At 72.3% G+C, this 24,192-nt stretch carries 25 protein-coding genes; 14 read left to right on the plus strand and 11 right to left on the minus strand.

Annotation, left to right across the window (positions count from 1 at the left end; all coding sequences use genetic code 11):
* The first annotated feature begins 24 nt into the window (after positions 1 to 24).
* The 3 genes from ACLQ3K_RS13590 to ACLQ3K_RS13600 all read left to right on the plus strand — a co-directional run bounded on the left by ACLQ3K_RS13590 (position 25) and on the right by ACLQ3K_RS13600 (position 2,383).
* Entirely contained in the window at positions 25 to 648 is a 624-nt protein-coding gene (locus tag ACLQ3K_RS13590) for a TetR/AcrR family transcriptional regulator (RefSeq protein ID WP_224645133.1), read from the plus strand.
* A 68-nt stretch (positions 649 to 716) separates the two neighbouring features.
* Positions 717 to 1,622 carry an AurF N-oxygenase family protein gene (locus tag ACLQ3K_RS13595; RefSeq protein WP_425999968.1) on the plus strand — a complete coding sequence of 302 codons (906 nt, stop codon included), beginning with the start codon at positions 717 to 719 and terminating at the stop codon, positions 1,620 to 1,622.
* Complete coding sequence (locus ACLQ3K_RS13600; RefSeq protein ID WP_425999970.1) at positions 1,619 to 2,383, plus strand: DUF4873 domain-containing protein; 765 nt, start codon at positions 1,619 to 1,621, stop codon at positions 2,381 to 2,383. Before ACLQ3K_RS13595 ends, ACLQ3K_RS13600 begins: the two co-directional genes overlap by 4 nt.
* A gap of 1 nt (position 2,384) precedes the next feature.
* On the opposite strand, the gene ACLQ3K_RS13605 is transcribed toward ACLQ3K_RS13600, so the two are convergent.
* Complete coding sequence (locus ACLQ3K_RS13605; RefSeq protein WP_425999972.1) at positions 2,385 to 3,263, minus strand: alpha/beta fold hydrolase; 879 nt, start codon at positions 3,261 to 3,263, stop codon at positions 2,385 to 2,387.
* Between the two features lie 68 nt (positions 3,264 to 3,331).
* Between ACLQ3K_RS13605 and ACLQ3K_RS13610 the strand changes: the two genes are divergently transcribed.
* The gene (locus ACLQ3K_RS13610) at positions 3,332 to 3,763 is read left to right on the plus strand and encodes an NfeD family protein (RefSeq protein WP_425999974.1); all 432 of its coding nucleotides are present in this window, start codon (positions 3,332 to 3,334) and stop codon (positions 3,761 to 3,763) included.
* Positions 3,764 to 3,788: 25 nt separating this feature from the next.
* The gene (locus tag ACLQ3K_RS13615) at positions 3,789 to 5,054 is read left to right on the plus strand and encodes an SPFH domain-containing protein (protein WP_425999976.1); all 1,266 of its coding nucleotides are present in this window, start codon (positions 3,789 to 3,791) and stop codon (positions 5,052 to 5,054) included.
* Between the two features lie 31 nt (positions 5,055 to 5,085).
* On the opposite strand, the gene ACLQ3K_RS13620 is transcribed toward ACLQ3K_RS13615, so the two are convergent.
* The 3 genes from ACLQ3K_RS13620 to ACLQ3K_RS13630 form a co-directional block, all read right to left on the minus strand.
* A complete protein-coding gene (locus ACLQ3K_RS13620; protein ID WP_425999978.1) occupies positions 5,086 to 5,691 on the minus strand; it encodes a hypothetical protein in 606 nt (201 codons plus the stop codon).
* Positions 5,688 to 6,287 carry a hypothetical protein gene (locus ACLQ3K_RS13625; protein ID WP_425999980.1) on the minus strand — a complete coding sequence of 200 codons (600 nt, stop codon included), beginning with the start codon at positions 6,285 to 6,287 and terminating at the stop codon, positions 5,688 to 5,690. Before ACLQ3K_RS13625 ends, ACLQ3K_RS13620 begins: the two co-directional genes overlap by 4 nt.
* A gap of 77 nt (positions 6,288 to 6,364) precedes the next feature.
* A complete protein-coding gene (locus tag ACLQ3K_RS13630) occupies positions 6,365 to 7,525 on the minus strand; it encodes a TDT family transporter (RefSeq protein WP_425999982.1) in 1,161 nt (386 codons plus the stop codon).
* A gap of 70 nt (positions 7,526 to 7,595) precedes the next feature.
* On the opposite strand from ACLQ3K_RS13630, the gene ACLQ3K_RS13635 reads away from it, so the two are divergent.
* Positions 7,596 to 8,525, plus strand: coding sequence for a LysR family transcriptional regulator (locus tag ACLQ3K_RS13635; protein ID WP_425999984.1), 930 nt, complete (start codon positions 7,596 to 7,598; stop codon positions 8,523 to 8,525).
* On the opposite strand, the gene ACLQ3K_RS13640 is transcribed toward ACLQ3K_RS13635, so the two are convergent.
* The 5 genes from ACLQ3K_RS13640 to ACLQ3K_RS13660 form a co-directional block, all read right to left on the minus strand.
* Positions 8,473 to 9,264, minus strand: a complete 792-nt coding sequence (locus ACLQ3K_RS13640) for an ABC transporter permease (protein ID WP_425999986.1) — start codon at positions 9,262 to 9,264, stop codon at positions 8,473 to 8,475. The two genes, ACLQ3K_RS13635 and ACLQ3K_RS13640, sit on opposite strands and share 53 nt — an antisense overlap.
* Entirely contained in the window at positions 9,264 to 10,124 is an 861-nt protein-coding gene (locus tag ACLQ3K_RS13645) for a 2-aminoethylphosphonate ABC transporter permease subunit (protein WP_425999988.1), read from the minus strand. Before ACLQ3K_RS13645 ends, ACLQ3K_RS13640 begins: the two co-directional genes overlap by 1 nt.
* Positions 10,121 to 11,203 carry an ABC transporter ATP-binding protein gene (locus ACLQ3K_RS13650; protein ID WP_425999990.1) on the minus strand — a complete coding sequence of 361 codons (1,083 nt, stop codon included), beginning with the start codon at positions 11,201 to 11,203 and terminating at the stop codon, positions 10,121 to 10,123. Before ACLQ3K_RS13650 ends, ACLQ3K_RS13645 begins: the two co-directional genes overlap by 4 nt.
* Positions 11,200 to 12,231: a 2-aminoethylphosphonate ABC transporter substrate-binding protein gene (locus tag ACLQ3K_RS13655; RefSeq protein ID WP_425999992.1), complete on the minus strand. Its 1,032-nt coding sequence runs from the start codon at positions 12,229 to 12,231 to the stop codon at positions 11,200 to 11,202. Before ACLQ3K_RS13655 ends, ACLQ3K_RS13650 begins: the two co-directional genes overlap by 4 nt.
* Before the next feature lie 66 nt (positions 12,232 to 12,297).
* Complete coding sequence (locus ACLQ3K_RS13660) at positions 12,298 to 13,404, minus strand: TIGR03364 family FAD-dependent oxidoreductase (protein ID WP_425999994.1); 1,107 nt, start codon at positions 13,402 to 13,404, stop codon at positions 12,298 to 12,300.
* Between the two features lie 155 nt (positions 13,405 to 13,559).
* Between ACLQ3K_RS13660 and ACLQ3K_RS13665 the strand changes: the two genes are divergently transcribed.
* Complete coding sequence (locus ACLQ3K_RS13665; RefSeq protein WP_425999996.1) at positions 13,560 to 14,333, plus strand: GntR family transcriptional regulator; 774 nt, start codon at positions 13,560 to 13,562, stop codon at positions 14,331 to 14,333.
* Complete coding sequence (locus tag ACLQ3K_RS13670) at positions 14,330 to 15,031, plus strand: phosphonatase-like hydrolase (protein ID WP_425999998.1); 702 nt, start codon at positions 14,330 to 14,332, stop codon at positions 15,029 to 15,031. The genes ACLQ3K_RS13665 and ACLQ3K_RS13670 overlap by 4 nt, the downstream gene beginning before the upstream one ends.
* Here the strand turns inward: ACLQ3K_RS13670 and ACLQ3K_RS13675 are convergent.
* Both ACLQ3K_RS13675 and ACLQ3K_RS13680 read right to left on the minus strand, forming a co-directional pair.
* Positions 15,028 to 16,833 carry a DUF222 domain-containing protein gene (locus tag ACLQ3K_RS13675; RefSeq protein WP_426000000.1) on the minus strand — a complete coding sequence of 602 codons (1,806 nt, stop codon included), beginning with the start codon at positions 16,831 to 16,833 and terminating at the stop codon, positions 15,028 to 15,030. The two genes, ACLQ3K_RS13670 and ACLQ3K_RS13675, sit on opposite strands and share 4 nt — an antisense overlap.
* Positions 16,834 to 16,937: 104 nt before the next feature.
* Complete coding sequence (locus ACLQ3K_RS13680; RefSeq protein ID WP_426000002.1) at positions 16,938 to 17,627, minus strand: TVP38/TMEM64 family protein; 690 nt, start codon at positions 17,625 to 17,627, stop codon at positions 16,938 to 16,940.
* A gap of 120 nt (positions 17,628 to 17,747) precedes the next feature.
* On the opposite strand from ACLQ3K_RS13680, the gene ACLQ3K_RS13685 reads away from it, so the two are divergent.
* The 6 genes from ACLQ3K_RS13685 (at position 17,748) to ACLQ3K_RS13710 (ending at position 24,183) form a co-directional block, all read left to right on the plus strand.
* Positions 17,748 to 19,541 (plus strand): methylmalonyl-CoA mutase family protein, encoded by a 1,794-nt coding sequence (locus ACLQ3K_RS13685; RefSeq protein WP_426000004.1) that lies wholly within the window; start codon positions 17,748 to 17,750, stop codon positions 19,539 to 19,541.
* 1 nt (position 19,542) lies between these two features.
* Positions 19,543 to 21,774: a methylmalonyl-CoA mutase gene (gene scpA / locus ACLQ3K_RS13690; protein WP_336670329.1), complete on the plus strand. Its 2,232-nt coding sequence runs from the start codon at positions 19,543 to 19,545 to the stop codon at positions 21,772 to 21,774.
* Positions 21,774 to 22,754, plus strand: a complete 981-nt coding sequence (gene meaB, locus ACLQ3K_RS13695; RefSeq protein WP_224645198.1) for a methylmalonyl Co-A mutase-associated GTPase MeaB — start codon at positions 21,774 to 21,776, stop codon at positions 22,752 to 22,754. The genes scpA and meaB overlap by 1 nt, the downstream gene beginning before the upstream one ends.
* A 74-nt stretch (positions 22,755 to 22,828) precedes the next feature.
* The gene (locus ACLQ3K_RS13700; protein WP_336670714.1) at positions 22,829 to 23,167 is read left to right on the plus strand and encodes a helix-turn-helix transcriptional regulator; all 339 of its coding nucleotides are present in this window, start codon (positions 22,829 to 22,831) and stop codon (positions 23,165 to 23,167) included.
* 65 nt (positions 23,168 to 23,232) lie between these two features.
* Positions 23,233 to 23,691, plus strand: coding sequence for a VOC family protein (locus ACLQ3K_RS13705; protein WP_426000006.1), 459 nt, complete (start codon positions 23,233 to 23,235; stop codon positions 23,689 to 23,691).
* 27 nt (positions 23,692 to 23,718) lie between these two features.
* Complete coding sequence (locus tag ACLQ3K_RS13710; RefSeq protein ID WP_336670325.1) at positions 23,719 to 24,183, plus strand: flavodoxin domain-containing protein; 465 nt, start codon at positions 23,719 to 23,721, stop codon at positions 24,181 to 24,183.
* Positions 24,184 to 24,192 lie beyond the last annotated feature (9 nt).

Below are 24,192 nucleotides of genomic sequence, written 5' to 3' on the forward strand. Positions count from 1 at the left end.
CGGTCGCAGTTATAGAATCCGCAGGTGGCATCGACCCCGACGACCAAACCCGACACCCGGCAGCAGATCCTGCGCGCGGCTCTCGACTGGGTCGACGAGGCCGGCCTGACGCGGATCTCGATGGGCGCCCTGGCCAAGCGCGCCCGCCTGGCGCGGGCGACGCTCTATCAGCACTTCACCGGCAAGGACGCGCTGGTGGAGGCCCTCGTCGCGAGTGAGCTGGACAAGTTCTACCGGCGGATCCACGATTTCGCCGACGAGATCACCGACAACGACGAGCGGCTGGCGTCCGGTTTCGGCTACGCCTACGCCTACCTGCGGGAGCACCGCGCGCTGCAACACGTGCTGGCCTCGAACCCGGCCCTTCTGCTGCCGTACATCACCGGCGACTCGCCGCAGATCCAGCAGGGACGGCGGTTCTTCCTGGGGGAGATCCGGCGCGGCGAGTACCGCGACGGCGCCGACGTGCACGCCTTCGCCGACTACTTCGTCCGGCAGCTCCACTCGCTGCTGCTGACCCCGCTGCCGGCCGTCGAGGGCGTCGTCGACGATGCCGACCACCGGGGCCCGAGCTCGGCGAACGTCGAGGCGGGCCGACGGTACGCCCAGGCCTTCGTCCTCCCGGTCCGCGCGACGATCGCTCCCTGACACGCCCAGGAGCTGCTTGAATAGACAGTTCATTGCGGACTGTCCGGCTGTGGTGTTACGTTCGCCACATGACCGATACGACTCTGCCCGAACGTACCCGCGATGCGGTTGCCGACCGGCTCCTCGGCGGCTCCGTCAAGCGTTCCTACGCGCCCGTCGTCGACATCGACTGGGACGCCCCGATCGACCCCGACAAGTTCTTCCTGCCGCCGCACATGTGCACCCTCTACGGCACGGACATCTGGAACGGCATGACCCGCGAGCAGCAGATCGCCCTCTCCCGTCAGGAGATGGTCAACCTGCTGTCGATGGGCATCTGGTTCGAGAACCTCCTCAACCGCCTCCTGCTCCGCGACCTCCTGTCCAAGGACCCCACCTCGCGCGACGCCTTCTACTCGCTCACCGAGATGGGCGACGAGTGCCGCCACATGGTGATGTTCGGCAAGGTCATCGACCGCGTCGGCGAGCGCCCCTACCGCCTGCGGGGCTGGCAGCTGGCCGTCGTGAAGTACGTTCTCGCCCCGGTCATCCGCGGCCAGGCCGTGTGGATCGCCGCCCTCGTCGGCGAGGAGATCTTCGACGCCCAGCAGCGGCAGATCAAGGACGATCCGGACTTGCAGCCCATCGTCGCGCGGCTCATGCAGATCCACGTGACGGAGGAGGCGCGGCACATCGGCTACGCCCGCGACGGCGCGCGCCGCGGCGTGGCCGACCGCACCCGGCTGCAGACGCTGCTCGTCGGGAACCTGCACGCCGGCGCCGCTTTCGGCTTCCGGATGCTGTTCGCCAATCCGCGCATGTACGCCCGCGTCGGACTCGACCCGAAGGCCGCCTACCGCGCCGCGATCACCAACCCGCACCACATCAAGGCCAAGCAGGACGGCTTCCGCGACCTCGGCCGCTTCCTCGATTCCGTCGGGCTCATGGGCCCGCTCGCGCGGTGGTCGTGGAAGAAGGCGGGGTTCCTCGCGTGACGTCGGCGGAGCATCCGCGGATCGTCGTCATCGGGTCACGCGTCCCCGGGGTCGACGGTGCCGTCGTGGCACCGTCGGACGTGGCGGACCTGCGGTTCCGGCCCGACCGTGACGCGTGGACGCTGACCACCCCGGCGGGCGTGACGGACTACGACCTCGTGGTGCTCGCGGGAACGACGGCGGCGATCGAGGTTCCCGCGCTGGACCCGCGCGTCGTGCCGCCCGGCACCGTCGGGCCCGCGGACGCCGAGCGCGCGTACCTGGGCATGCTCGTCGACGGGGTGCCCAACCTGGTGCTGATCGACGGCTCGAAGCTCCAGCTGGACACGCTGGATGCCTGGCTGCGGTGGATGTACACCGAGGCGGCCACGCGCCTGCTGTCGCGGCCCCCGGTGACCGCCCGCTGGATCCACAAGGGGCGGCGCGCGCCGTCCCGGCCGGACCGCGACGCGATCGACCTCTCCAACGACCACGTGCGCGACGAGGGCGTCTACGCCGGCGAGGCGGTGCTCCGCTCCGGCGACTTCGAGGTCGTCTCGCCCGTCCGGCTCGCCGGACACCTCGAGCCGCTCGACGGCAACTACCACTGGTACGGCACGGTCGACGACCTGGAAATCGGTGCGGCGCTGAAGAAGATGCCCCGCGGCAGCGTCACGGTGTCCGTCGGCGGGGGAGAGGCCTCCCCGGCGATGGTCACCGACAAGACGGTGTGGGGCACCTACCGCCTAGTCGGCGTCGGCGCGCCGCCGTACCCGCTCTGACTCAGCCCTTCTCGGCGGCCGGCCCGGACACGAGGCGACGGATCTCCTCGACGATCACCTCCGGGTCGGTCAGTGGGACGTTGTGTCCCGAGTTCGCGGCCACCACGTGCCGCCCGGTCGCGGACGCGGCGGCCCGCCCGACGTGCGCCTCGTTGACCCGCGCGCGCACCGCCTTCCCGAGGCCCGCGCTCTTCGCCCCCGAGATCACGGTGACAGGCAGATCGCCCAGGTCGGGCGCGGCGCCCTGCCACGACTGCAGCTCCGGGTAGAAGGTCTTCAGCTCCTGCGCCATCGCGTCGATCGCCCGCTGGGTGGTCGCCTCACGCGCGAGGTCGGCGCGCACGTCCGCCGGCACTCCGCGGAACAGGAGTCCGCCCAGCAGGCGAAGCGCCCCGGTCCGCGCGAGCACGCGGGCGATCGCCGTCGTCAGCGCCACGCGCCGTTCGACGTTCCCGCGGAACATGTCCTCCGCCGCCTCATCCGACGGGTCGACCAGGACGAGCCCGACGATCCGGTCCGGACGGTGCGACGCGGCCAGGCGCACGATCACGCCGCCCAGGCTGTGGCCGACGAGCACGAACCGGGTGTCGTCGCCGTCGGCGAGGCCGTCGAGGAGGTCGTTCAGGTCGTCGGCCATGCGCCCGAAGGTGCGGTCCGCCGCGTCGGGCTCGCTGCGGCCGAGACCCGACCGGTCGTACGCCACCGCGGGCGCGAAGACGGACACCGGTGGTTGCGCTGTGCCCCAGGACGACCGGGTTCCGCCGGCGCCGGCCTCGAAGACCACGACCGGCGCGCCGGCCGGACCGTCGAGCTGCGCCGCGTGCAGTCGCCTGCCGTCCCGCGTCGTGAGGTACCGACTCCGCCCCTGGGTGTGTGCCATGCGCTCAGGTTAGCGGCGCGCGCCGACAGGTTCTCGCCCGTCCTGTCCGGTTCTGGCAGGATCGAGGTATGGCAGCGGCGCTCTGGCTCATCGGCGCGATCCTGCTGGCCGTGGCGGAGACGGCGGCCGGCGAATTCACGCTGCTCATGCTCGGCGGCGGGGCGCTCGTGACCGCCGGCGCGACGGGCGTGTTCGACCTGCCGCTGTGGGCGCAGGGCGTCGTCTTCGCCGTCTCGTCGGTGCTACTGCTCCTGCTGGCCCGCCCGCCGCTGCGGCGGTACGTCGAGAGCAAGCGGGGCGAGGCACCGTCGTACCTGGAATCGCTCCCCGGCATGAAGGCGACTGTGCTGCAGTCCGTCTCGGGCGAGGCGGGCCGGGTGCTCATCGGCGGGGAGGAATGGTCCGCGCGGACGCCGTACGACGGTGCTCCGATCGCGGTGGGCGTGGAGGTGACCATCGTCGAGATCGACGGCGCGGTCGCCGTCGTGGTCGACAGCTGACCGAAGACCTAGGAGAGGAAGATCCATGGAGGGCATAGGAATCGGACTGGTCGTACTCCTCGTACTGATCCTCGCGGCGGTGGTCGTGCTGGTGAAGTCGCTGGTGCTCGTCCCGCAGGCGCAGGCCGCGGTGATCGAGCGGCTCGGCCGGTACACGCGCACGGTGTCCGGCCAACTGGCGCTGCTGATCCCGTTCGTCGACAAGGTTCGCGCGCGGGTGGACCTGCGCGAGCAGGTGGTCTCCTTCCCGCCTCAGCCGGTGATCACGCAGGACAACCTGACCGTGAACATCGACACCGTCGTCTATTTCCAGGTGACTCGGCCCGAGGCCGCGGTCTACGAGATCAGCAACTACGTGGTCGGCGTCGAGCAGATCACCACCACCACGCTGCGCAACGTGGTCGGCGGCATGACGCTGGAGGAGACGCTGACCTCGCGCGAGAAGATCAACGGCCAGCTCCGCGGCGTGCTCGACGAGGCCACGTCCCGGTGGGGCCTGCGCGTCGCCCGCGTCGAGCTCAAGTCCATCTTCCCGCCCCCGTCGATCCAGGAGTCGATGGAGAAGCAGATGAAGGCCGACCGCGAGAAGCGCGCCACCATCCTCTCCGCCGAGGGCCACCGGGAGGCCGCGATCAAGTCGGCCGAGGGCGACAAGGCCAGCCGGATCCTGCTGGCGGAGGGCGAGCGGCAGGCCGCGATCCTCGCCGCGGAGGCCGACCGGCAGGCGGAGATCCTGCGGGCCGAGGGCCGCCGCGCCGCCGCCTACCTGGAGGCCCAGGGCGAGGCGAAGGCCATCGAGACCACCTTCTCCGCGATCAAGTCGGGGCGTCCGACGCCCGAACTGCTCGCCTACCAGTACCTGCAGACCCTGCCGGAGATGGCGCAGGGCGACGCGAACAAGGTGTGGGTGGTGCCGAGCGACTTCAACGCCGCCCTCCAGGGCTTCATGCGCAACCTCGGCACGCCCGGATCCGACGGGGTCTTCCGGTTCGAGCCCTCCGAGGACGCGCCGGGCACCGCGCCGGACATCGACACCGAGGGCTGGTTCGACACGCCGGAGCCCGTGGCGCCCGTGGTCGTGACGAAGGACGAGGTGCCCGACGCGCCGATCGCGCCCTCCGCGACCGCGCCCTCGGCGCAGGAGGCGTCGGCGGAATCCCTCTCGGAGGTCACCGCACAGTTGCCCAGCGGCCAGTCGGCGAGCCAGCTGGGCCAGGGCCACACGCGCTGGCAGAGCCTCGCGCCGTCCGAGGTGCAGCAGCCGGGACAGGTACCGCCGCAGGAGAGCTGACACCACGCCGCGGCGACCCCCGGCGCATTGGTCAGCGCCCCACGGCCACCGCCACGCCGGCGCACGCGACGGCCCACAGCACCGAGACGAAGGTGCCGATGATGAACTGCTCCGCCGCGCCGGGGTGGCGCAGCTCGGGGTAGCGCGCGAGACCCTTCGCGGCGACGATGACCGCGAGCCCACCTCCGAAGTTCGCGAGCACGCACACCGCGATGGCGGCGCGTTCGAGGATGCCGATCGCCAGGCCGCCGCGCAGGGGTGACGCGGGCGCGGGCTCGTCCGCGGGGCCGCCACCCCCGGGCTCGCCGCCAGACGGATCACCGTCGGCGGGCGGGCCCTCCGTGGGTGCGGTGTCGCCGTCGGGCTCGTCCTCGCCGGTCGCTCCGGCCAGCGCGAACGCGGCGGTGACCAGCGCGCTGCCGCCCGCCATCGCGGCGAGCACAGCGGCGACCCGCACCGCGGCGAGGCCGAAGCCGGTCGCCGCCGGGGCGGCGAGGGCGACGACGGCCGCCGCCCCGACGAGGACCGCCGGAACCGCGGCCCGGACCATTCCCGCCGGTCCGCGCGCGCCGCTTCGCGCCGCGAGGACGCCGGCCACCGTCGCGGCGAGCAGCAGCGCGATCACGACGGCGATCATCGAGCCGCCTCCGCGCCGGGATCGGCCGCGGCCAGCAGTTCGACGGCGAGGGCGCGGCCCGCCGGCTCCACCGACCAGCCCGCCGCCGCCGCGCGCTGCGACGCCGCCTGCCGCGAGACGCCGAGCTCCGCCGCGGCCGCCGTGATCGACATTCCCGTGTTCAGCAAGGCGGTCACCTCCTGTCCCTCCCGTGATCTGCGGCCCACGATAAGGCCGAGCACCGACAGGATCGCCTCGGCGCGCGCCACCGCGGCCCCGTCGTCGCCCCGGACCTGCAGCGGCACGGCCGTGCCCTTCGCGGCCTCGACCGCTTCGCGTGCCGCCTCGAAGGCGCGTCCGCGGCCCGCCCGGGTCTGCGCGGGGAGCGGCTGCTCCACGGGGCCGGCACCGATTCCGATGCTCCAGTGCCCGTCGGCGAGGAGCGCGAGGGCGGCGTCGACGGCTACTGCGGCGTCGTCGGTGACGGCCTGCAGTTCGTCGCCCGCCGTCCGGTCGGGTGCGCGGAGCCAGGCGAGGGGCGCCAAGAGGGCGCGCGCCGCCTCGACCCGGTCGGAGTCGGAGCGGCTGCCCCGTTGGTCGGCGGTGAGGACGAACATGACGCAAGTGTATGGACTTGCTAAGGTCTAGCGCAAGGTTTTTGACTTGCCGGGCAGGCGGCTGCTGCTCGGGCGCCTCACGCGGCGAGCTCGGGATGGCGGAGCAGCGAGCCGCTGACGACGGCGCGGGCGAAGGTGCCGCGTGCCGCGGTGACCCACCCCGCCACCAGGCCGAGGAAGAAGACGACCGCGAGCACGGCGTATCCGGTGGCGCCGGTCGCCGCCGCCATCGCGCTGAAGCCGGTGGCGCAGGTCCCGACGGGGAAGGTGAAGGACCACCAGGTCAGGGCGTACGGCAGGCCGTCCGCCGTCCCCAGCGCGGTGCGGGCGGTGAGCACGAGCGCGACCGCGGTCCACATCAGGACGGCGACCGTGACGCTCCAGCCGTAGTCCGTGCCGAAGCGCTGCAGGCCGGCGGCCAGGTCGGGGCCCACGGCGAGGTGCGCGGTGGAGCCGAGCCCGTTCGCCGCGGTGATCGACTGCCCGAGCGGGCCGAGCACGATCCACGCGGTGGGGATCATCGCCGGCGCCCAGAGGGGGCCGCGAACCAGGCGGAGGAGCACTGCGGGGAGCACCACCAGCGAGGTGGCGAGAGTGAAGGCGAAACAGGCGTAGCTGAACCACAGCAGCGCGGTGCGCACAGCGCCCTCCGCCGCGTAGGGCAGCAGCACCGCACCGCCGGCGGCGGTGACCATGGGGGAGACGACGGGCATCAGCCAGCCCGCGAACGCGGCGTCCGAGCGGTAGTGGCCGCCGCGGACCATCAGCGCGGGGATCAGGAGGGCGAAGAACAGGCCGAGTGCCGTGCCGATCACCCACAGGGTGGTGCCCAGCGCGAGCGCGGCCGTCAACCCGATCCAGTCGCGGCCGACGAGCACCGCCCCGATGCCGACGGTGAGGAACGCCATCGCCATGGCGCCGTAGAAGTTGCCGATCACGGGGTCGCGGTGGTGCCGGCGGGCGAGCGCGGGGTACCGGATCCAGTGCGCGACGGTGCCGAAGGTCAGCACGGCGAGCAGGACCGCCGCCAGCACCCACACCGCGGCGGCCGCGGTGCGGAGGCCGGGCACGTGGATGGGGAGTCCCACTGCCGCGTTGGCGATGATGCCGGTGCCCATGACCGAGGCGAACCAGTTCGGCGTGAGGTTGGAGAACGCCTCCCACGGGCTGCGGAGGTCGCGCAACAGCCCGGACGGGGCGGGGCCGGCGGCGCGGTCGGCGGTGGTCATCGCGTGCATGAGACCACTCTGTCGCCCGATCGAGGCATCCAGAACCCACAGGGCACCTATCTACCCATAGAATAAGGCTATGGATATGCCGTCGGTGGAATCGCTGCGCCTGCTGGTGGCGGTTGCGGATCTGGGGTCGATCTCGGCCGCGGCGCGGGAGTGCGCGATCTCCCAGCCGAGCGCCAGCTCCCGCCTGCGCCACCTCGAGCGCCAGCTCCGGCTCGACCTGCTGGATCGCCGCACCCGGGGCGCCGAACTCACGCCCGAGGGCGCCGCGGTCACCGAGTGGGCGCGGTCGGTGGTGACCGCGATGTCGGCCCTGCAGACCGGCGCGGAGGCGCTGCGCTTCGACCACACCGTGCGGATCGCCTGCAGCCAGACCATCGCCGAGTACCTCATGCCGGCGTGGCTCGCCCGGCTGCGCGAGCACACCGACGAGCCCGTGCACCTCACCGTCGGCAATTCCGCCGCCGTGATCGCCGAGGTGCGCGGCCACGTCGCGGACCTGGGCTTCATCGAGGGCCCGACGGTGCCCGACGACCTCGCCTCGCGGACCGTCCGCACCGACCGGATGGTGCTGGTCGCCGCGCCGGGGGACCGTCTGGCCCGGCGGCGGGACGACCGCCCCGTGACCGCGGCGGAGCTCGCGGAACTGCCGCTGGTCACCCGCGAACCCGGGGCCGGCACCCGCGACGCGCTCGAGGCCGCGCTGCGGAGGGTGGGGCTCGAGTCGGACCCGCGATCCATCGCGCTCGGCACGAACGCCGCCGTGAAGATCATGGTCGCCGCGGGCGGCCGTGCCGCCGTGCTCAGCGAACTCGCGGTGAACGCAGAACTGCGCGACGGCCGGCTCGTCGAGATCCCCACCGACGGCGTCGACCTGCACCGACGCCTGCGCGCGGTGCGGCGCAAGGACGCCGCACCGCGCGAGGTGGTGGATACGTTGCTGGCGGTTGCTAGCGGGCGCGCCGCCGGAACGCCGAGAGCACGCCGAGGATCACCACGGTGACCAGTACGAGGAACATCGTGTTCGCGGCAGCGCCGAACAGGTCGCCGCGGTCCGACTGGGTGAACACCGTGACGGGCAGGGTGCGCCACGACGCGGGGTAGACCATGATCGTCGCGCCGAGCTCGCCCATGCACAGCGCCACCGACAGGCCCGCCGCGGCGGCGATCGACGGCAGCAGCAGCGGCAGGCGCACCGTCAGCAGTAGGCGCAGCGGCGACGCGCCGAGCGAGCCGCCCACCTTGTCCAGCATCGGATCCAGCTGCGAGACCGCCGCCGACACCATCGAGTAGGCGAAGGCGAAGACCAGGATCGCCTGCACCAGGATCACGATCGACGGGGTGCCGCCCAGGACGATCGGCGGCGCCGAGAAGGCCACGAGCACACCCAGGCCGACGACCACCGAGGGCACGGCGACGGGCAGGTGGAAGAACGCGTCGATCGCGCCGCGGAGCCGGCGGGGCAGGCTCGGCACCGCCAGCGCCGCCCACGTCCCGCCCACCACCGCGAGCGCGGACGCGAGGAGCGCGGTCTGCACCGAGACGCCGATGCTGGCGGCGTTCTCGGGCGTGAAGACGTCGGCGACGTGGTCGGTGGTCAGCGCGGACGGCAGTACCGAGGTCCAGCTCGCGCTGAACGCCGTGATCACCGTGACGGCGATCGGCGTGATCACCAGCCCCACCAGCACGACGGCGAAGGCCGCCCAGACGGCCACTCGGGCCGCCGGGTTACGCACCAGCATCAGCGGAGTCCCTTCTTCATGAGCAGGCGGTACGCGACGTACGCGCCGATGGAGATGAGCAACTGCACCGTCGCGAGCACGGCCGCCGAGGCGAAGTCCTGCCCCACGATCGAGCGGGTGTAGATCAGCATCGGCACGGTGATGACGTCCTTGGCGCCGGTGAACAGCACGATCCCGAACTCGTTGAGCGTGAGCAGGAACGTGAGCGAGCCCGCGGCGGCCAGCGCCGGCAGCACCGCCGGCAGGATCACGCGGGCGATGATCCGCAGCGGTCCCGCGCCCAGCGACGACGCGACGTCGATCTGCACCGTCGGGAACTGGCCGAAGGCGGCGAGCATCGGCCGCACCACGAACGGCGTGTAGAAGGCGATCTCCGCGAGCACCACGCCCCACAGCGACGTGGTGAACGAGCCCGTCGGGACGCCGAGCGCCTGGGCCACGCCGACCGGGCCGAGCAGGACGCCCAGCGCGAGAGGGATGAGGAAGCTGGGAAACGAGACCACGACCTCGATCAGGCGCGAGACCGCCGCCGCGCCCGGGAATGGCACGAAGGCCAGCACCAGCGCGAGGAAGGTGCCCGCGACGAGGCAGCCGGCCGTCGACAGGGCCGCGACCTTCACCGTCGTGCCCAGGGCGCTCAGTACGGCCCCGTCGGTGAGAGTGTCGCGCCAGGTCGCCAGGCCGGCGGGGCGCTCGGCCTTGTCGGTGAACGTGCGCGCGACGATCCCGACCAGCGGGTACACGACCGCGACGAGGATGAACGCCACCGGCGGCAGCACCCACACCCAGCGCGGCACCGCGAATGACGGGCCGGCGGGCGGGGCCGGGGGCGCGGGCGGCGCGTCCAGCACGGCCGTCACCGCGGCACCACCATCACGTCGGCGGGGTCGACCTCTACCCACAGCGTCTCGGCCTTGAGCGGCGCCTCGGTGAGCACCGGCACGTCGACGCCGATCGTCTCGCCCGTCTCGGCGACGCGCGCCGTCACGTGCCGGACCGCTCCGCGCCACTGCTCCTGCTCGACGGTCACCCGCAGGCCGTTCGACGGTGCCGTCCGCGTGAACCGCCACGCCCACGGGCGCACGGCGAGGTCGACGTCACCGTCGGGCAGCGGCCGCGAGGTGCGCAGCGCGCCGCCCGGCAGGACGTCGGCGCCGCCGAGGAAGGTGGCGGTGAAGCGGGTCGGCGGGCGGTGGAACAGCTCCTCGGTGGTGCCGATCGCCTCGAGCCGGGCGTCGCGCATGATCGCGACGCGGTCCGCCAGCGCGAGGGCCTCGCTCTGGTCGTGCGTCACGTAGACCATCGCGACGTCGGGCAGCTCGGCGCGCAGGCGCTGCAACTCGCCGAGCATGTCCTTGCGCATCCCGGCGTCGAGGGCCGAGAGCGGCTCGTCGAGCAGCACGACGTTCGGCCGGGTGGCCAGCGCGCGGGCGATAGCGACGCGCTGCTGCTGGCCGCCGGACAGCTGCCGCGGCAGGCGATCCGCGTATTCGACCATCCCCACCATGCCGAGCACCTCGGCGACGCGGGGAGCGATCTCCGACCGGTCGGCGCCGCGCGAGCGCAGGCCGAAGGCGACGTTCTTCGCGACGGTCATGTGCGGGAACAGGGCGTAGCTCTGCACCACGATGCCGATGCCGCGCTTGGCGGGGGACAGGCGCGTCACGTCGCGGCCGTCGATGGTCACGGTGCCCGCGGACACCTGCTCGAAGCCGGCGATCGCCTTGAGGGCGGTGGACTTGCCCGATCCCGACGGCCCCAGCAGCGCGACGGTCTCGCCGCGCGCGACCTCGAAACTGCAGTCGCGCAGGGCGACCGTGTCGCCGTAGGCGACGCTGACGCTCTCCATGCCGACCGCCACCGTGCGGCGGACCGTCCGATCCACGGCGTCGTCGTCGAGCCCCTTCGGTGCCCCGACGGTGCGCTTCGGCGCGGTCACTGACCCGTCGCCTTTTCATAGCTCTTGATGTCCGCGTCCAGCCCGCCCAGTACCTCGTCCCAGTTCGGGTACCAGATCTCGACGCCGTCGATCGCCTTCTGGAAGGCGTCCCACTGCGGGCCCGACGGGGTGACGTCGCTGCGGACCGGCGCGCCCCAGGCGCGGGCGGGAACGTTCTGCTGGACGTCCTTGGAGAGCAGGTGCTCCATGAGCTTCTTCCCGTTGGCCGCGTGGGGCGCCTTGTCGGCGAGGCCCATGTAGTACGGCAGCGGCAGCGTGGTCCGCTTGCCGTTGAACACGGGGTAGAAGACCTCGTACGCGACCTTGTCGGCGGCGATGGCGGCGAGCGCCATCTGGACGTCGGAGTTCGCGACGGTCAGCTCGCCCTTGGACGTCTTCGGGCCGAGCTTGCCGGTGGACGTCGACGGGCCGACGTTGTTCGGCTGGAGGTCGGCGAGGTACTTCAGCGCGGCCTCCTTGCCCATCACGTGCTGCAGGAGCAGCAGGAGCGCGGTGCCGTCGCCCGCCTTGCCCGGCGTCGAGTACTGGATCTTCTGCGTGAACGCCGGGCCGGTGAACTCGGCCCAGTCGGCGGGCTTCGGCTGCGCGGCCGTGTTGCGGATCATCGCGAAGTAGTTGTTGACCACGGCGACGTAGGTGCCGTCGGTGGCCTTGAGCTGGGCGGGCATCGCGGAGGTGTCGACGTCCGACTTCGCCAACGAGCCCTGCTGCTGGGCCTGCTGGATGAACGGCGGCAGCGTGACGAGCACGTCGACCTGCGGGTTCGCCTTCTCCTTCTGGGCGCGGGAGACGACCTCACCCGAGCCGGCCTCGACGAGGGCGACCTTGACGCCGGTGTGCTTGGTGAAGTCCTCGAATTCGGCCTTGTACCAGTCGCCGAGGCCGTCGGCGCTGTAGACGGTGACGGTGTCCGAGGAACCGGTGCCGCCGCCGGTGCCGCCGCACGCGGCGACCGCGAAGACCGCGGCGACGGCCGTGATCGCGGAGAGGGATCGGGTGATGCGCATGGGGGAGTGCCCTTCGTTCGAGTGGAGCGGAGGTGAGGTGGTGGTGAGACGAGGTGTTCGGTCGGGTCAGTTCGGGAAGTGCCGGCGGGCGAGGCCGTGGGCGATGGTCATACCGACGCCGGAGGTCACGATGCGCACGCTGAGGCGCTCCTCCGGCTCGGCGACGAGGTAGGGGTGCAGGGGGCTGGAGGCGTAGACGCCCTGCCAGCGCTCGATGATGCGCAGCCGGTCGACGCCGAGGACGCGGGCGGTCTCGGCGCGGAGGGTCTCGGTGACGGCCTCGTCCAGGAAGGGGGCGACGGTGCGCTCGGTGTGGTGCGAGTCGCCGATGAGCAGGGTGCCGTCGGGGCGCTGGGTGAACATGACGTTCGCGTCGATGTCCAGCAGGTCGGGCCGGTCGGCCTCCATCCGGGTGCGGAGCGCTGCGGCGCTGGTGGTCTCGGCGAACGCGGGGTAGCGCAGCAGCGAGGTCGCGGTGAGGACGGCGGGCGTGACGACCGCGCCGGGGTCGGCGGCGCGGGCCATCTGCAGGGCGCACCGCTCGACGCGGTGCTCCTCCGCAAGGTGGGGGTACAGGTGGTCGAGGTCGTGCCCGACGCAGACGATCACCCGCTGCGCCGCGATGGGGCCGCGGCTGGTGTGGGCGCGGGTGCCGTCGAAGCCGAGGTAGGCGGTGCCGAACCGGACCTCGGCGCCGTCCTGCGCATCGACCCAGGCGGCCAGTCGCGCGACGGTGACCCGGGGGTCCACCCGCAGGTCCGCCAGGAGTGCGGCGCCGCCCACGACGTCGTCGGCGCCCCCGCCGGGAAGTTCGGAGCGGACCTCGTCGGCGGTGCGCAGTGCGACCTCACCGGGCCGGGCGGCGGCGAGTTCCTCGAGGACGGCGAGCTCGGTGGCGTGGCGGGCGACCGCCAGGCCACCGGTGGCGCGGGCACCGAGCCCGGCGCGGCCGTCCAGGTCGAGCCAGCGTTCGCGGGCGAGGTGTGCGAGCTCAGCGAGGTCGCCCGTCTGTCCGGTGACGCAGGCGTGGCCGAAGTTGCGGATCGAGGCGCCCACGGCGCGGCTGTCGCGCTCGACGACGGTGACCGTGAGGCCCCGATCGAGGGCCTCGACGGCGTGCGCCAGACCGACGACGCCGGCGCCGACGACGAGGACGTCCGTTGCGGTGTTCATGGCTCTCAGCGTGGCCTCCCGACGCCTCGCTTGGCAAGCCTGATCGGAGGATGTCTATACAAGTTGGTTCGATGTACACCCAGGTAAGGCGGTCGTTCATCTGCCGTTCATCGTGCGTGCAGGTGGGCAACGCTTTCACTTGTATACTCAATGACGTGGTCGCAGCTCAGCCTCTCCATCAACGTCTCGCCGCGGAGTTCCGTGCGCGCATCTCCTCCGGTCGCTGGCCGGAGGGGGAGCAGGCACCCAGCGAGGCGCTCCTCTGTGAGGAGTTCGGCACCTCGCGCGGGCCGGTCCGCCAGGCGCTGGCCACTCTCCGCGCGGAGGGACTGATCGTCGGCGGCCAGGGCCGCTCGCCGATCGTCCGCCGCAACGTGCCCAGTCACAGCGCCAGCGCCCTCGGGTCGTTCACCGCCTGGGCCCGCGAACAGGGCCGCGAACCCGGACAGCGCACCACTCTGCAGGCCCGCGTGCCCGCGACGCCGGACCTCGCCGAACGGCTTCAGATCGAACCCGGTGAGCCGGTGCTCGAGCTCCGCCGCGTGCGCACGCTCGACGGCGCTCCGGCGCTGTGCGAGACCATGTTCTTCGTCTGGGCGCTGGGCAAGCGCCTCATGGAGTTCGACCCCGACTCCGGTTCGGTGAACCGCTTCCTGCTCGACGCGGGCGCCGACCTGTACGCCTCCTCCCACCAGATCGACGCCGTCGCCGCGACCGCCGAGGACGCGGCGCAGCTCGGCCTGTCCGAGGGTGCCCCGCTGCTGCGGGTGCGCCGCACCACCACCGACGCCGCCGGCGACGTCGTCGAATACTCCGAGGACCGCTACGTCCCCGGCGTGACCACCGTGATCGTCGAGAACCGACTCTTCGCAGCGCCCACCGCGAACCCGCCCGCGCTGCGATCCGTACCCGTCAGGAGAGACGCATGACCGAATCCGACCGCACCATCGAGCTCGTCGCGCTGGACATGGCCGGCACCACGATCGACGACGGCGGCGCCGTCTACGAGGCGCTCCGCGGCGCCGTCGAGGACGGCGGGGCCACTGTGGCGCAGGCCGACCTGCAGGTGTGGATGGGCACCGACAAGGTCGAGGCCATCACCAACCTGCTCCGCCTCGGCGGCGTCGAGCCGACGACCGAGCGTGTGGACTCCGGCTTCGCCCGCTTCCGCGAGCGCCTGCAGGATGCGTACTCGTCGACCCCGCCCACCGCGATCGACGGGGTGCCCGCCGCCCTCTCCGAGCTCCGGGGCCGGGGGATCAAGGTGGCCCTCACCACCGGATTCGACGATGCCGTCGCCCTCCCGCTGCTCGCTGCGCTCGGGTGGAAGATCGGCGACGGTGCCGACGCGGTCGTCGACGCAGTGGTCACCACCTCCGACGTCGCCGCCGGCCGCCCGGCGCCGTACATGATCCACCGCGCGATGGAGCGCACCGGCGTCCGCGACGTGCGCCGCGTGCTCGCCGCCGGCGATACGGCCGTCGACGTGCAGGCGGCGACCAACGCCGGTGCCGTCTCCGTGGGCGTGCTCACCGGCAAGGCGGACCCGCAGGTGCTGGCCGACGCAGGCGCCGACCACGTCCTTCCCGGCGTCGTCGATATTCCGGGTCTGCTCGCCATGTCCTAGAACGGCGGCGGCCGGAGGGGAGCGTCGTCGTCGTAGGCCTCACCCGCAGCTTCGGCCTGGGCGCGTTCCTGTTCGCGGGCACGTGTTTCGCCCGCGGCGCGGCGCTGTTCGTGGCGTCGGTGGCGCAGGAGCTGGTTCTCCGCGCGGAGGGCGCGGCGGGCTTTCGCGCGTCGTTTCGCTGCGGTGGTGAGTCCGTCGGGGTTTTTGGGTTTCGGCGGCGCGGGTTCGGGGACGTCCCAGATGATCCGTTCGATCCCCGGCAGGAGGTCGCGGGCGGTGCCGGGTGGGACGGTGTGCACTCCTCCTGCGGGGTGTCGCCATTCGACGGTGCCGTCGGCTAGGAGGTCGGAGAGCCAGCCGGTCTCCGTCTTGATGCGGTGGTGGAAACCGCACAGCGGTACCAGGTTCCCCGGTGAACCACGGCCGGCGACGGTGGTGGCTCCGCCTTCGGTGGGCTGATGGTGGTCGTACTCGGTGACGTGGTCGGCCTGGCAGCGGTCCGACGGCGTGCTGCAGCCGGGGAAGACGCAGGTGGGGTAGGTCAGGCGCATGACCAGTAGCTGGTACCAGGTGGGCCGGTAGCCCCCGGCGCCGCGGGCGTGGACCTCCCCGGTCGCCGGGTCGCGGCGACCGACGACCCGCCACTGCGTCTCCATCGCGGCGATCATCTCCCGCGCCTGTTCGACGGTGACCGGGCCGGTGATGCCAGGATCCCCGGTGAGGATCACTGCCCCGCGGCCCGCATCGATGCCGCTGCTGTCGGGATCGCCCGCGTCGACCTCGGCGTCGGGGTCCGGCGTGAACAGATCGGGATCGGGTTCGGGCGGAGCCGCATCGTGATCGTGCGCGTCAGCGGCGTCGGCCGTGCCACTGGCCATGGCATCGGCGAGGTCGGATTCGTTGAGGACGATCACTGCCAGGGCCCGGATCTCCTGCGACACCGCACCGGTGCGCGGACGAGCTTGACGCAGGTCGCAGGATTCCTTGCCGCACTGGCATGCCAGGGATTCGTAGCCCTCGGCCAGGGCGACGAGGGCGGCGACCTGTCGCTGGCCCATCGTGCGGCCGTCCGCCCGGCACACCGACTGTGCCAGCGGACCGATCAGCGCCGACAACCGCAATGCCTCCTGCGTCGGCATCACCGCCTCCAGGTCGACCAAGCCGTCCGCGCGGGCGTGGAACTCGAGCCGCTCCCGCGGCGAAGCCGGGGGGGTTTCCCGCGCCGCGGTGGGGTCCAGCCGGACCAGGACACCTTTCGCCGCGTCCGCCACCGCCCGCACCGACAGCGACTGTCCGCTGCGGGCGGTGAGCCAGGCCGTGATCCTTTCGTCGAAAGCCAGCGCGACGTCCTCGTCGACAACGGCCGCGGATGCGCGCAGCACCTCCCGTACCACCGCCGGGCTCACCGACCCGGCCGCGAACAACTCGAACACCCGCGGGCAGCGCTCCCGCAGATCCAGGCCGCGATGCACCGCCGATCCGGCAGCCGTCCGCCCGACCCCGAGGGCGGCGCCGACCTCCGCGACCAACTCATCCCAATCGTCGACGAACCGACGCGACGTTTCCTCCCGCACCCGCCGAGCATCATCCCGCAGGTCGTAGAGCCTGGTCAGCACCGCCGCCCGCTCCGCCTCCAACCGGTTCTGCTCCACCGTCAGCCGCCGCAACCGCGTCACCGCGCCGGCCGCGCTGAGCCCGGACACCGCACCGTCGAACACCGCGGGCAGCGGGGTGGCAACTCGCCTCCCCAGTGCGAACGCATCGTCCGAATAGCTCATACCTTCTATTCTAGGAACCTGCATCGAACGAAGATAGGTCTTGACACTATCTTTCTAGGCTGACATCGCACACTGGCAATACGAGTCAGCGCGGTCGATGCAAGTTCAATTCCTTGCGGATATGACGATCAAGCCCCTGACCTTGCGGGCATGCGAGCGTCGAGGAGTAGTCCAGCGATACCGGTGGCCATGAGTGCGCCGCTGATCACGACGAGCCACGGGGACGACTCCCCGGTCAGCGCGTCGCCCAGCAGCACGACCGCGATGGTGCCGGGCGCGAGGCCCGCCACCGTCGCGCCGAAGTACGGCCAGAAGGGCACCGGGGACAGCGCCGAGGCGTAGTTGACGAGGGAGAACGGCGCGGCCGCGATGAGCCGCAGCGACCCGACGGCCAGCCACCCTCGCGCCCGGAGCCGGGCCGCGATCGGCGCGTAGGCGCGGTGCTCGCGGGCGCGGGCGATCACGCGCGACGGGTGGCGCCGGTCGATCTCCCGGACGCCGAGGAAGGCGATCGAGGCCGCGACGATCGACGCCGCCATGCAGACCGCGATGCCGACGACCGGCCCGAACAGGAAGCCCGCCGAGACGGTGAACACGGTGCGGGGGATCGGGAACACCGTGATCACGGCGTGCGCCACGAAGAACAGGGCGAGGAACCACGGGCCGGTCGAATCCGCCCAGGCCCGAATGGTGGCCGCGCCGGGGTGCGGGAGGAGCATGCCGAGCGCGACGAGTCCGAGGATCACGGCACCGCCGACGACCGCCCGGACCACCAGTCCGCGGTCGCCGGGCCGGATCCGAGAGTCGTTGGCACCCACGGGACGACCCTACTGGGGCGTAGCAACAGCAATCGGTTAACGTGGGTTCTCGGCCGCCGATGTGACGCGACGGTCGGTGCGCGGTCGTGCGTGTGCGCGGCCACAGGCGAGGAGGCCCACGTGGTGGACAGTCCCTTTCAGGCATGGCGCGAGTCCGTGGGCGCCGTGCTCGCGAAGTCGCGCGGCGGCACGCCGCCCGAGGACCCGATCGCCGCGCTGACCACCCTCACCGAGGACGACGGTGTGCAGATCGCACCCCTGTACTCGCAGCTCGACGAGCTCCCGGAGGCCCCGCTGCCCGGCGCCTTCCCCTTCGTTCGCGGCGGCAACCCCACCCCGGATGTCCGTCTGGGTTGGAAGGTCGCCGAGCGGTTCGACGCGACCACCGACTCCGCCGACGTGCTCGGCGCCCTGGAGTCCGGCGCGAGCGCCCTCTGGTTCACCCGCCCCGACCCGGCGCTGCTCCTCGACGGCGTCTATCCGGACATGGCGCCGATCCTGCTCACCGCCGGTGGCCGCGCCGCCGAGGCCGCTGCGCAGGTGTACGCGGCGCTGGACAAGGCCGCGGAGTCCGACGCCTACCGCGCCGACCTGGTCCGCGTCAGCCTGGGCGCCGCCCCGCTGACCTCCCAGGTGGTGGGCCGCGCCGACGTCTCCCTCGACGAGGCGGTCGAGCTGGCCCGCGCCGCCGACGCCCGCACCGAGGACGTCCGCGCCCTCGTCGCCGACGGTGCCGACCTGCACAACGCCGGCGCGACCGCCGCCCAGGAGCTGGGCCTGACGGCCGCCGCCGCCCTCGATCAGGTGCGCGCCCTCACCGCGGCCGGCCTGACCACCGCTGCTGCGCTGAACCAGCTCACGATCCGCCTGGCCGCCACCGACGACCAGTTCCTCACCCTCGCCAAGATCCGCGCTTGGCGCACCGTCTGGGCCCGCGTCGCGCAGCACCTCGGCGCGCCCGAGGCCGGCAACGCGCCCGTGCACGCCGTCACCTCGCTCGCCGCGACCACGCAGCGAGACCCGTGGGTGAACCTGCTGCGCACCACCGTCGCCGCCTTCGGCGCCGGCCTCGGCGGCGCCGACTACGTGACCACCCTCGACTACGACGAGGCCCTGCCGGGCGGCATCGAGGGCTACTCGCCCGCCTTCGCCCGGCGCATCGCCCGCAACACGCAGCTGCTGCTCCTCGAGGAGTCGAACCTCGGCCGGGTCGTCGACCCGGGCGCCGGCTCGTGGCACGTCGAGTCCCTCACCGACGACCTCGCCCGCGCGGCGTGGGGCGTCTTCCAGTCCGTCGAGGCCGCGGGTGGCTTCGCCCGGGGCGCCGCGGAGGAGACCGTCGCGACGCAGCTAGGCGAGTCCGCCGACCGCCGCGACGCCGCCGTCGCACGACGCGCGCGCAAGCTCACCGGCGTCAACGAGTTCCCGAACCTCGCCGAGCCGCCGATCGCCCCGTCGGCCGCGACCAACGGTCCCGTCGTGCGGTCGTACGCCGCGCCGTTCGAGTCCCTGCGCGCCCGGTCCGACGCCTTCCTGCGCGAGCACGGCGTCCGCCCCCGGATCCGGATGGTGACCATCGGCACCGTCGCCCAGTACAACGGGCGATCCACCTTCCTGACGAACCTGCTCGCCTCCGGCGGCATCGAGACCGTCCTGGACGCGGCCGAGCAGGCCGCCGGCGCCGCCACGCTGGACGGCACGCCCGGCGTGAAGATCGCCGCCCTGGCCGGATCCGACCCCGGCTATGCCGAGGAGGGCGAGGCCCTGGCCCGCTCGCTGCGCGAGGAGGGCGCCCTCGTGCTGCTCGCGGGCGCGCCGGGCACCGTCGACGACGGCCTGATCGACATCTACCTGCACGCGAAGATCGACGCGGCCGCCGCGCTCGACGATCTGCTGACCCGGCTGGGGGCCTGAGATGACCGACACCACCATCGGCAGCTTCGCCGACGTCCCGTTCGAGGAGCTGCCCGGCACGGCACCGTCGGGCGCCGACGTGGACGCCTTCGTCGAGGCCTCCGCCGCTGCCTACGCCTACACCCCGGACCAGCTGACCTGGACCACCCCGGAGGGCATAGACGTCAAGCCCGTCTACACCCGCGCCGACCGCGACGCCGTCGCCGAGGCCGGCTACCCCGTGGACTCCTACCCGGGCGCGGTGCCCTTCATCCGCGGGCCGTACCCGACGATGTACGTCAACCAGCCGTGGACGATCCGGCAGTACGCCGGCTTCTCCACCGCGGCCGAGTCGAACGCCTTCTACCGGCGCAACCTCGCGGCGGGCCAGAAGGGCCTGTCGGTCGCCTTCGATCTGGCGACGCACCGCGGTTACGACTCCGACCACCCGCGCGTCACCGGTGACGTGGGCATGGCCGGCGTCGCGATCGACTCGATCCTCGACATGCGGCAGCTGTTCGACGGCATCGACCTGGGCGGCGTCTCCGTCTCGATGACGATGAACGGCGCGGTGTTGCCGATCCTCGCGCTCTACGTGGTGGCGGCCGAGGAGCAGGGCGTCGGTCCGGAGAAGCTCGCGGGCACCATCCAGAACGACATCCTCAAAGAGTTCATGGTGCGCAACACCTACATCTATCCGCCCGTGCCGTCGATGCGCATCATCTCGGACATCTTCGCGTACACCTCGCAGAAGATGCCCAAGTTCAACTCCATCTCGATCTCCGGCTACCACATCCAAGAGGCCGGGGCCACAGCCGATCTGGAGCTCGCGTACACGCTGGCCGACGGTGTCGAGTACATCAAGGCCGGCATCGACGCGGGCCTCGACGTGGACAAGTTCGCGCCGCGCCTGTCGTTCTTCTGGGGCATCGGCATGAACTTCTTCATGGAGGTCGCCAAGCTCCGCGCCGCGCGCCTGCTGTGGAGCGAACTGGTCGCCGAGTTCGACGCGAAGAACGCCAAGTCGCTGTCGCTGCGCACCCACTCGCAGACCTCCGGCTGGTCGCTGACCGCGCAGGACGTCTTCAACAACGTCGCGCGCACGTGCGTGGAGGCGATGGCGGCGACGCAGGGCCACACCCAGTCGCTGCACACCAACGCCCTCGACGAGGCGATCGCGCTGCCGACGGACTTCTCCGCCCGCATCGCCCGCAACACGCAGCTGGTGCTGCAGCAGGAGTCGGGCACCACCCGGCCCATCGACCCGTGGGGCGGCTCGTACTACGTCGAGACCCTCACCCACGAGCTGGCCGAGCGCGCCCGCGCCCACATCCGCGAGGTGCAGGAGGCGGGCGGCATGGCGAAGGCCATCGGCGAGGGCATCCCGAAGCTGCGCATCGAGGAGGCTGCGGCCCGCACCCAGGCCCGCATCGACTCGGGCCGCCAGCCGGTGATCGGCGTCAACAAGTACCAGGTCGCCGAGGACACCGCGATCGAGCTGCTCAAGGTCGACAACTCGAAGGTCCGCACCGAGCAGCTGGCGAAGCTGGATCGGCTGCGCGCCGAGCGGGACCCCGAGGCGGTCAAGGCGGCACTGGCGAACCTGACGCGCGCGGCGGGCTCGTCCGAGGGCGGGCTGGAGAACAACCTCCTCGCCCTCGCGATCGACGCGGCGCGGGCCGGCGCGACCGTCGGCGAGATCTCCGACGCCCTCGAGCAGGTCTACGGCCGCCACCAGGCCGAGATCCGTACGCTCAGTGGCGTGTACCGCGACGAGGCCGGCGCGGCCGGCAACATCCAGACGGCCACCGAGCTGGTCGAGAAGTTCGAGGAGGCCGACGGCCGTCGGCCCCGCGTGCTCATCGCCAAGATGGGCCAGGACGGCCACGACCGCGGCCAGAAGGTGATCGCCACCGCCTTCGCCGACCTGGGCTTCGACGTCGACGTGGGCCCGCTGTTCTCCACGCCCGAGGAGGTCGCGCAGCAGGCCGCCGACAACGACGTGCACGTCGTCGGCGTCTCCTCGCTCGCCGCGGGCCACCTCACGCTGGTGCCCGCGCTGCGCGACGCGCTCGCGGAGGTCGGCCGCCCCGACATCACCATCGTGGTGGGCGGCGTCATCCCGCCGGGCGACTTCGACGAGCTGTACGCGGCCGGCGCCTCGGCGATCTACCCGCCCGGCACCGTCATCGCGGACGCCGCGGTGAACCTGCTGCACGAGCTGGGGAACAAGCTGGGGTACCAGCTGGCGTGATCACCGTCGCCGAACTCGCGGACGGGGTCCGGGCCGACAAGCGCGCCGTGCTGGCGCGCGCCATCACCCTCGTCGAGTCCCGGCGCCCCGACCACCAGGCCCTCGCGCAGGAACTGCTGCTCGAGGTGACGCCGGGGCCGGACGCGCCGATCGCCACCCGGGTGGGGATCACCGGCGTGCCCGGGGTGGGGAAGTCGACCACCATCGAGGCGCTGGGCAACCACCTGATCTCGTTGGGGCACAAGGTCGCCGTGCTCGCGGTGGATCCGTCGTCCACCCGCAGCGGCGGTTCCATCCTGGGCGACAAGACCCGCATGGGCACGCTCGCCGTGAACCCGCGCGCGTACATCCGGCCCTCGCCCACCTCGGGCACGCTCGGCGGCGTCGCGAAGGCCACGCGGGAGACCATGGTGCTCATGGAGGCCGCCGGCTTCGACGTGATCCTGGTCGAGACCGTCGGCGTCGGGCAGTCCGAGGTCACCGTCGCGAACATGGTCGACACCTTCACCTTCCTCACCCTGGCCCGCACCGGGGATCAGCTGCAGGGCATCAAGAAGGGCGTGCTCGAGCTCGCCGACGTGGTGGCCGTCAACAAGGCCGACGGGGATCATGTGGTCGAGGCGCGCGTCGCCGCCCGCGAGTTGTCGAGCGCGCTGCGCCTGATCCATCCGCGCGGCTCCCTGTGGCGCCCGCCCGTGCTCACGCAGAGCGCCGTCGAGGGCACCGGCATCCCCGAGTTCTGGGACGCCGTCCTGCGGCACCGCAGCACGCTGCAGGAGGCGGGGGAGTTCGATCGCCGCCGCCGGCAGCAGCAGGTGGACTGGACCTGGACGATGGTCCGGGACGCGATCCTCGGCCGGGTCGAGCATTCCGACGGTGTGCGGTCCGTCCGGTCCGAGGTCGAGGCCTCCGTGCAGGACGGCTCGCTGACGCCGGCCCTCGCCGCGCAGCGCATCCTCGACGCCTTCGACGGCCACTGACCGGTACGGACGCCGTGCCCGAGCTCACGCCGCAGGAGGACGCGAACCGTCGACTCCTGCGGGCGCGGGACGCGATGGACCGACGCTACGCGGAGCCGCTCGACGTCCCGGCGGTGGCGCGGATCGCCCTCATGTCACCCGCCCACTTCTCCCGCGAGTTCGCCGCCGCCTTCGGCGAGACGCCGCACCGTTACCTGCAGCGCCGCCGGATAGAGCGGGCCATGGCACGGCTGCGCGACACCGACCGCGCGATCACCGAGATCGCCTACGAGGTCGGCTTCGGCTCGTCCGGGACGTTCAGCCGCACCTTCCGCGCGATCATCGGGCGCTCGCCGTCGGAGTACCGGCGTGCCGTGGCGCCGGTGCGCGCCCCGGGCTGCGTCGTGCGGGCGTGGACCCGTCCCGCGCAATAGGGCGCTTTGCGCACTGAGCAGTTTCGGATAAGCGGAGCCCGCGAAGGCTTCGTAGGCTCAGTCGCATGTTCACTTCCATCGCCATCACGTCCGTCTTCGTCCTCGACCAGGACGAGGCCCTCGACTTCTACGTCGGCAAGCTCGGTTTCGAAGTCCACGACGACGTCGACATGGGTTTCATGCGGTGGCTCACCATCGCCCTCCCTTCCGACCCCGGGCACGAACTCGTGCTGGAAGTCCCCGGTGTGGGCGGCGGGAGCCCGGAGACCACCGCCGCGCAACGGGATCTGCTCACCAAGGGCGCGCTCGGCGTGGCGTGCATCCTCAACACCGACGACTGCCGCGGCGTCTTCGAGAGGCTGAGCGCGCAGGGCGTCGAGTTCACCGAGGAACCGCAGGAGCAGCCCTACGGCATCGACTGCGCACTGCGGGACCCGTTCGGTAACCACATCCGGATCACCCAGCGGACGCAAGGGCCGGTCGAGGTCACGCAGGCCGACGTGGACCGCTGGTCCGGAGCGTGACCGGCTGATCCGTGCCACGATGGGGCCATGTCGGCACTTGTGATCTGCGCGTCCAAGCACCACGGCAACACCCGGAAGGTGGCCGATCGGATCGGCGGGGTCCTGAACGCCCCGGTTCTCGCGCCGGGGGAGGTGACGGCGGAGCAGATCGACGCGGCCGACCTGGTCGGCTTCGGCTCGGGCGTGTACTGGATGGCCTTCGACCCCGCGCTTCTGCGTCTCGTTCGCAGCCTCCCGGCGAAGCCGCGCGGAACGGCCTTCGTCTACGCCACCAGCGGGCTGCCGGAGACGCCGCTGCGCCGGTACACCCGCACGCTCGCGGACCTCCTCACCGACGCCGGCTTCCGGCTCGCGCCCGACGTATTCCATTGCCGCGGGCTCGACACCATGGGGCCGTTCGGCCTGGTCGGCGGCGTGAACAAGGGGAGTCCCAGCGCGGCGGACCTCGCGGACGCAGAGGACTTCGCCCGCGGACTGGCGATCCGGGGATAAGCGGACGGC

Source organism: Tsukamurella sp. DT100, assembly GCF_049844855.1.
GTDB lineage: Bacteria > Actinomycetota > Actinomycetes > Mycobacteriales > Mycobacteriaceae > Tsukamurella.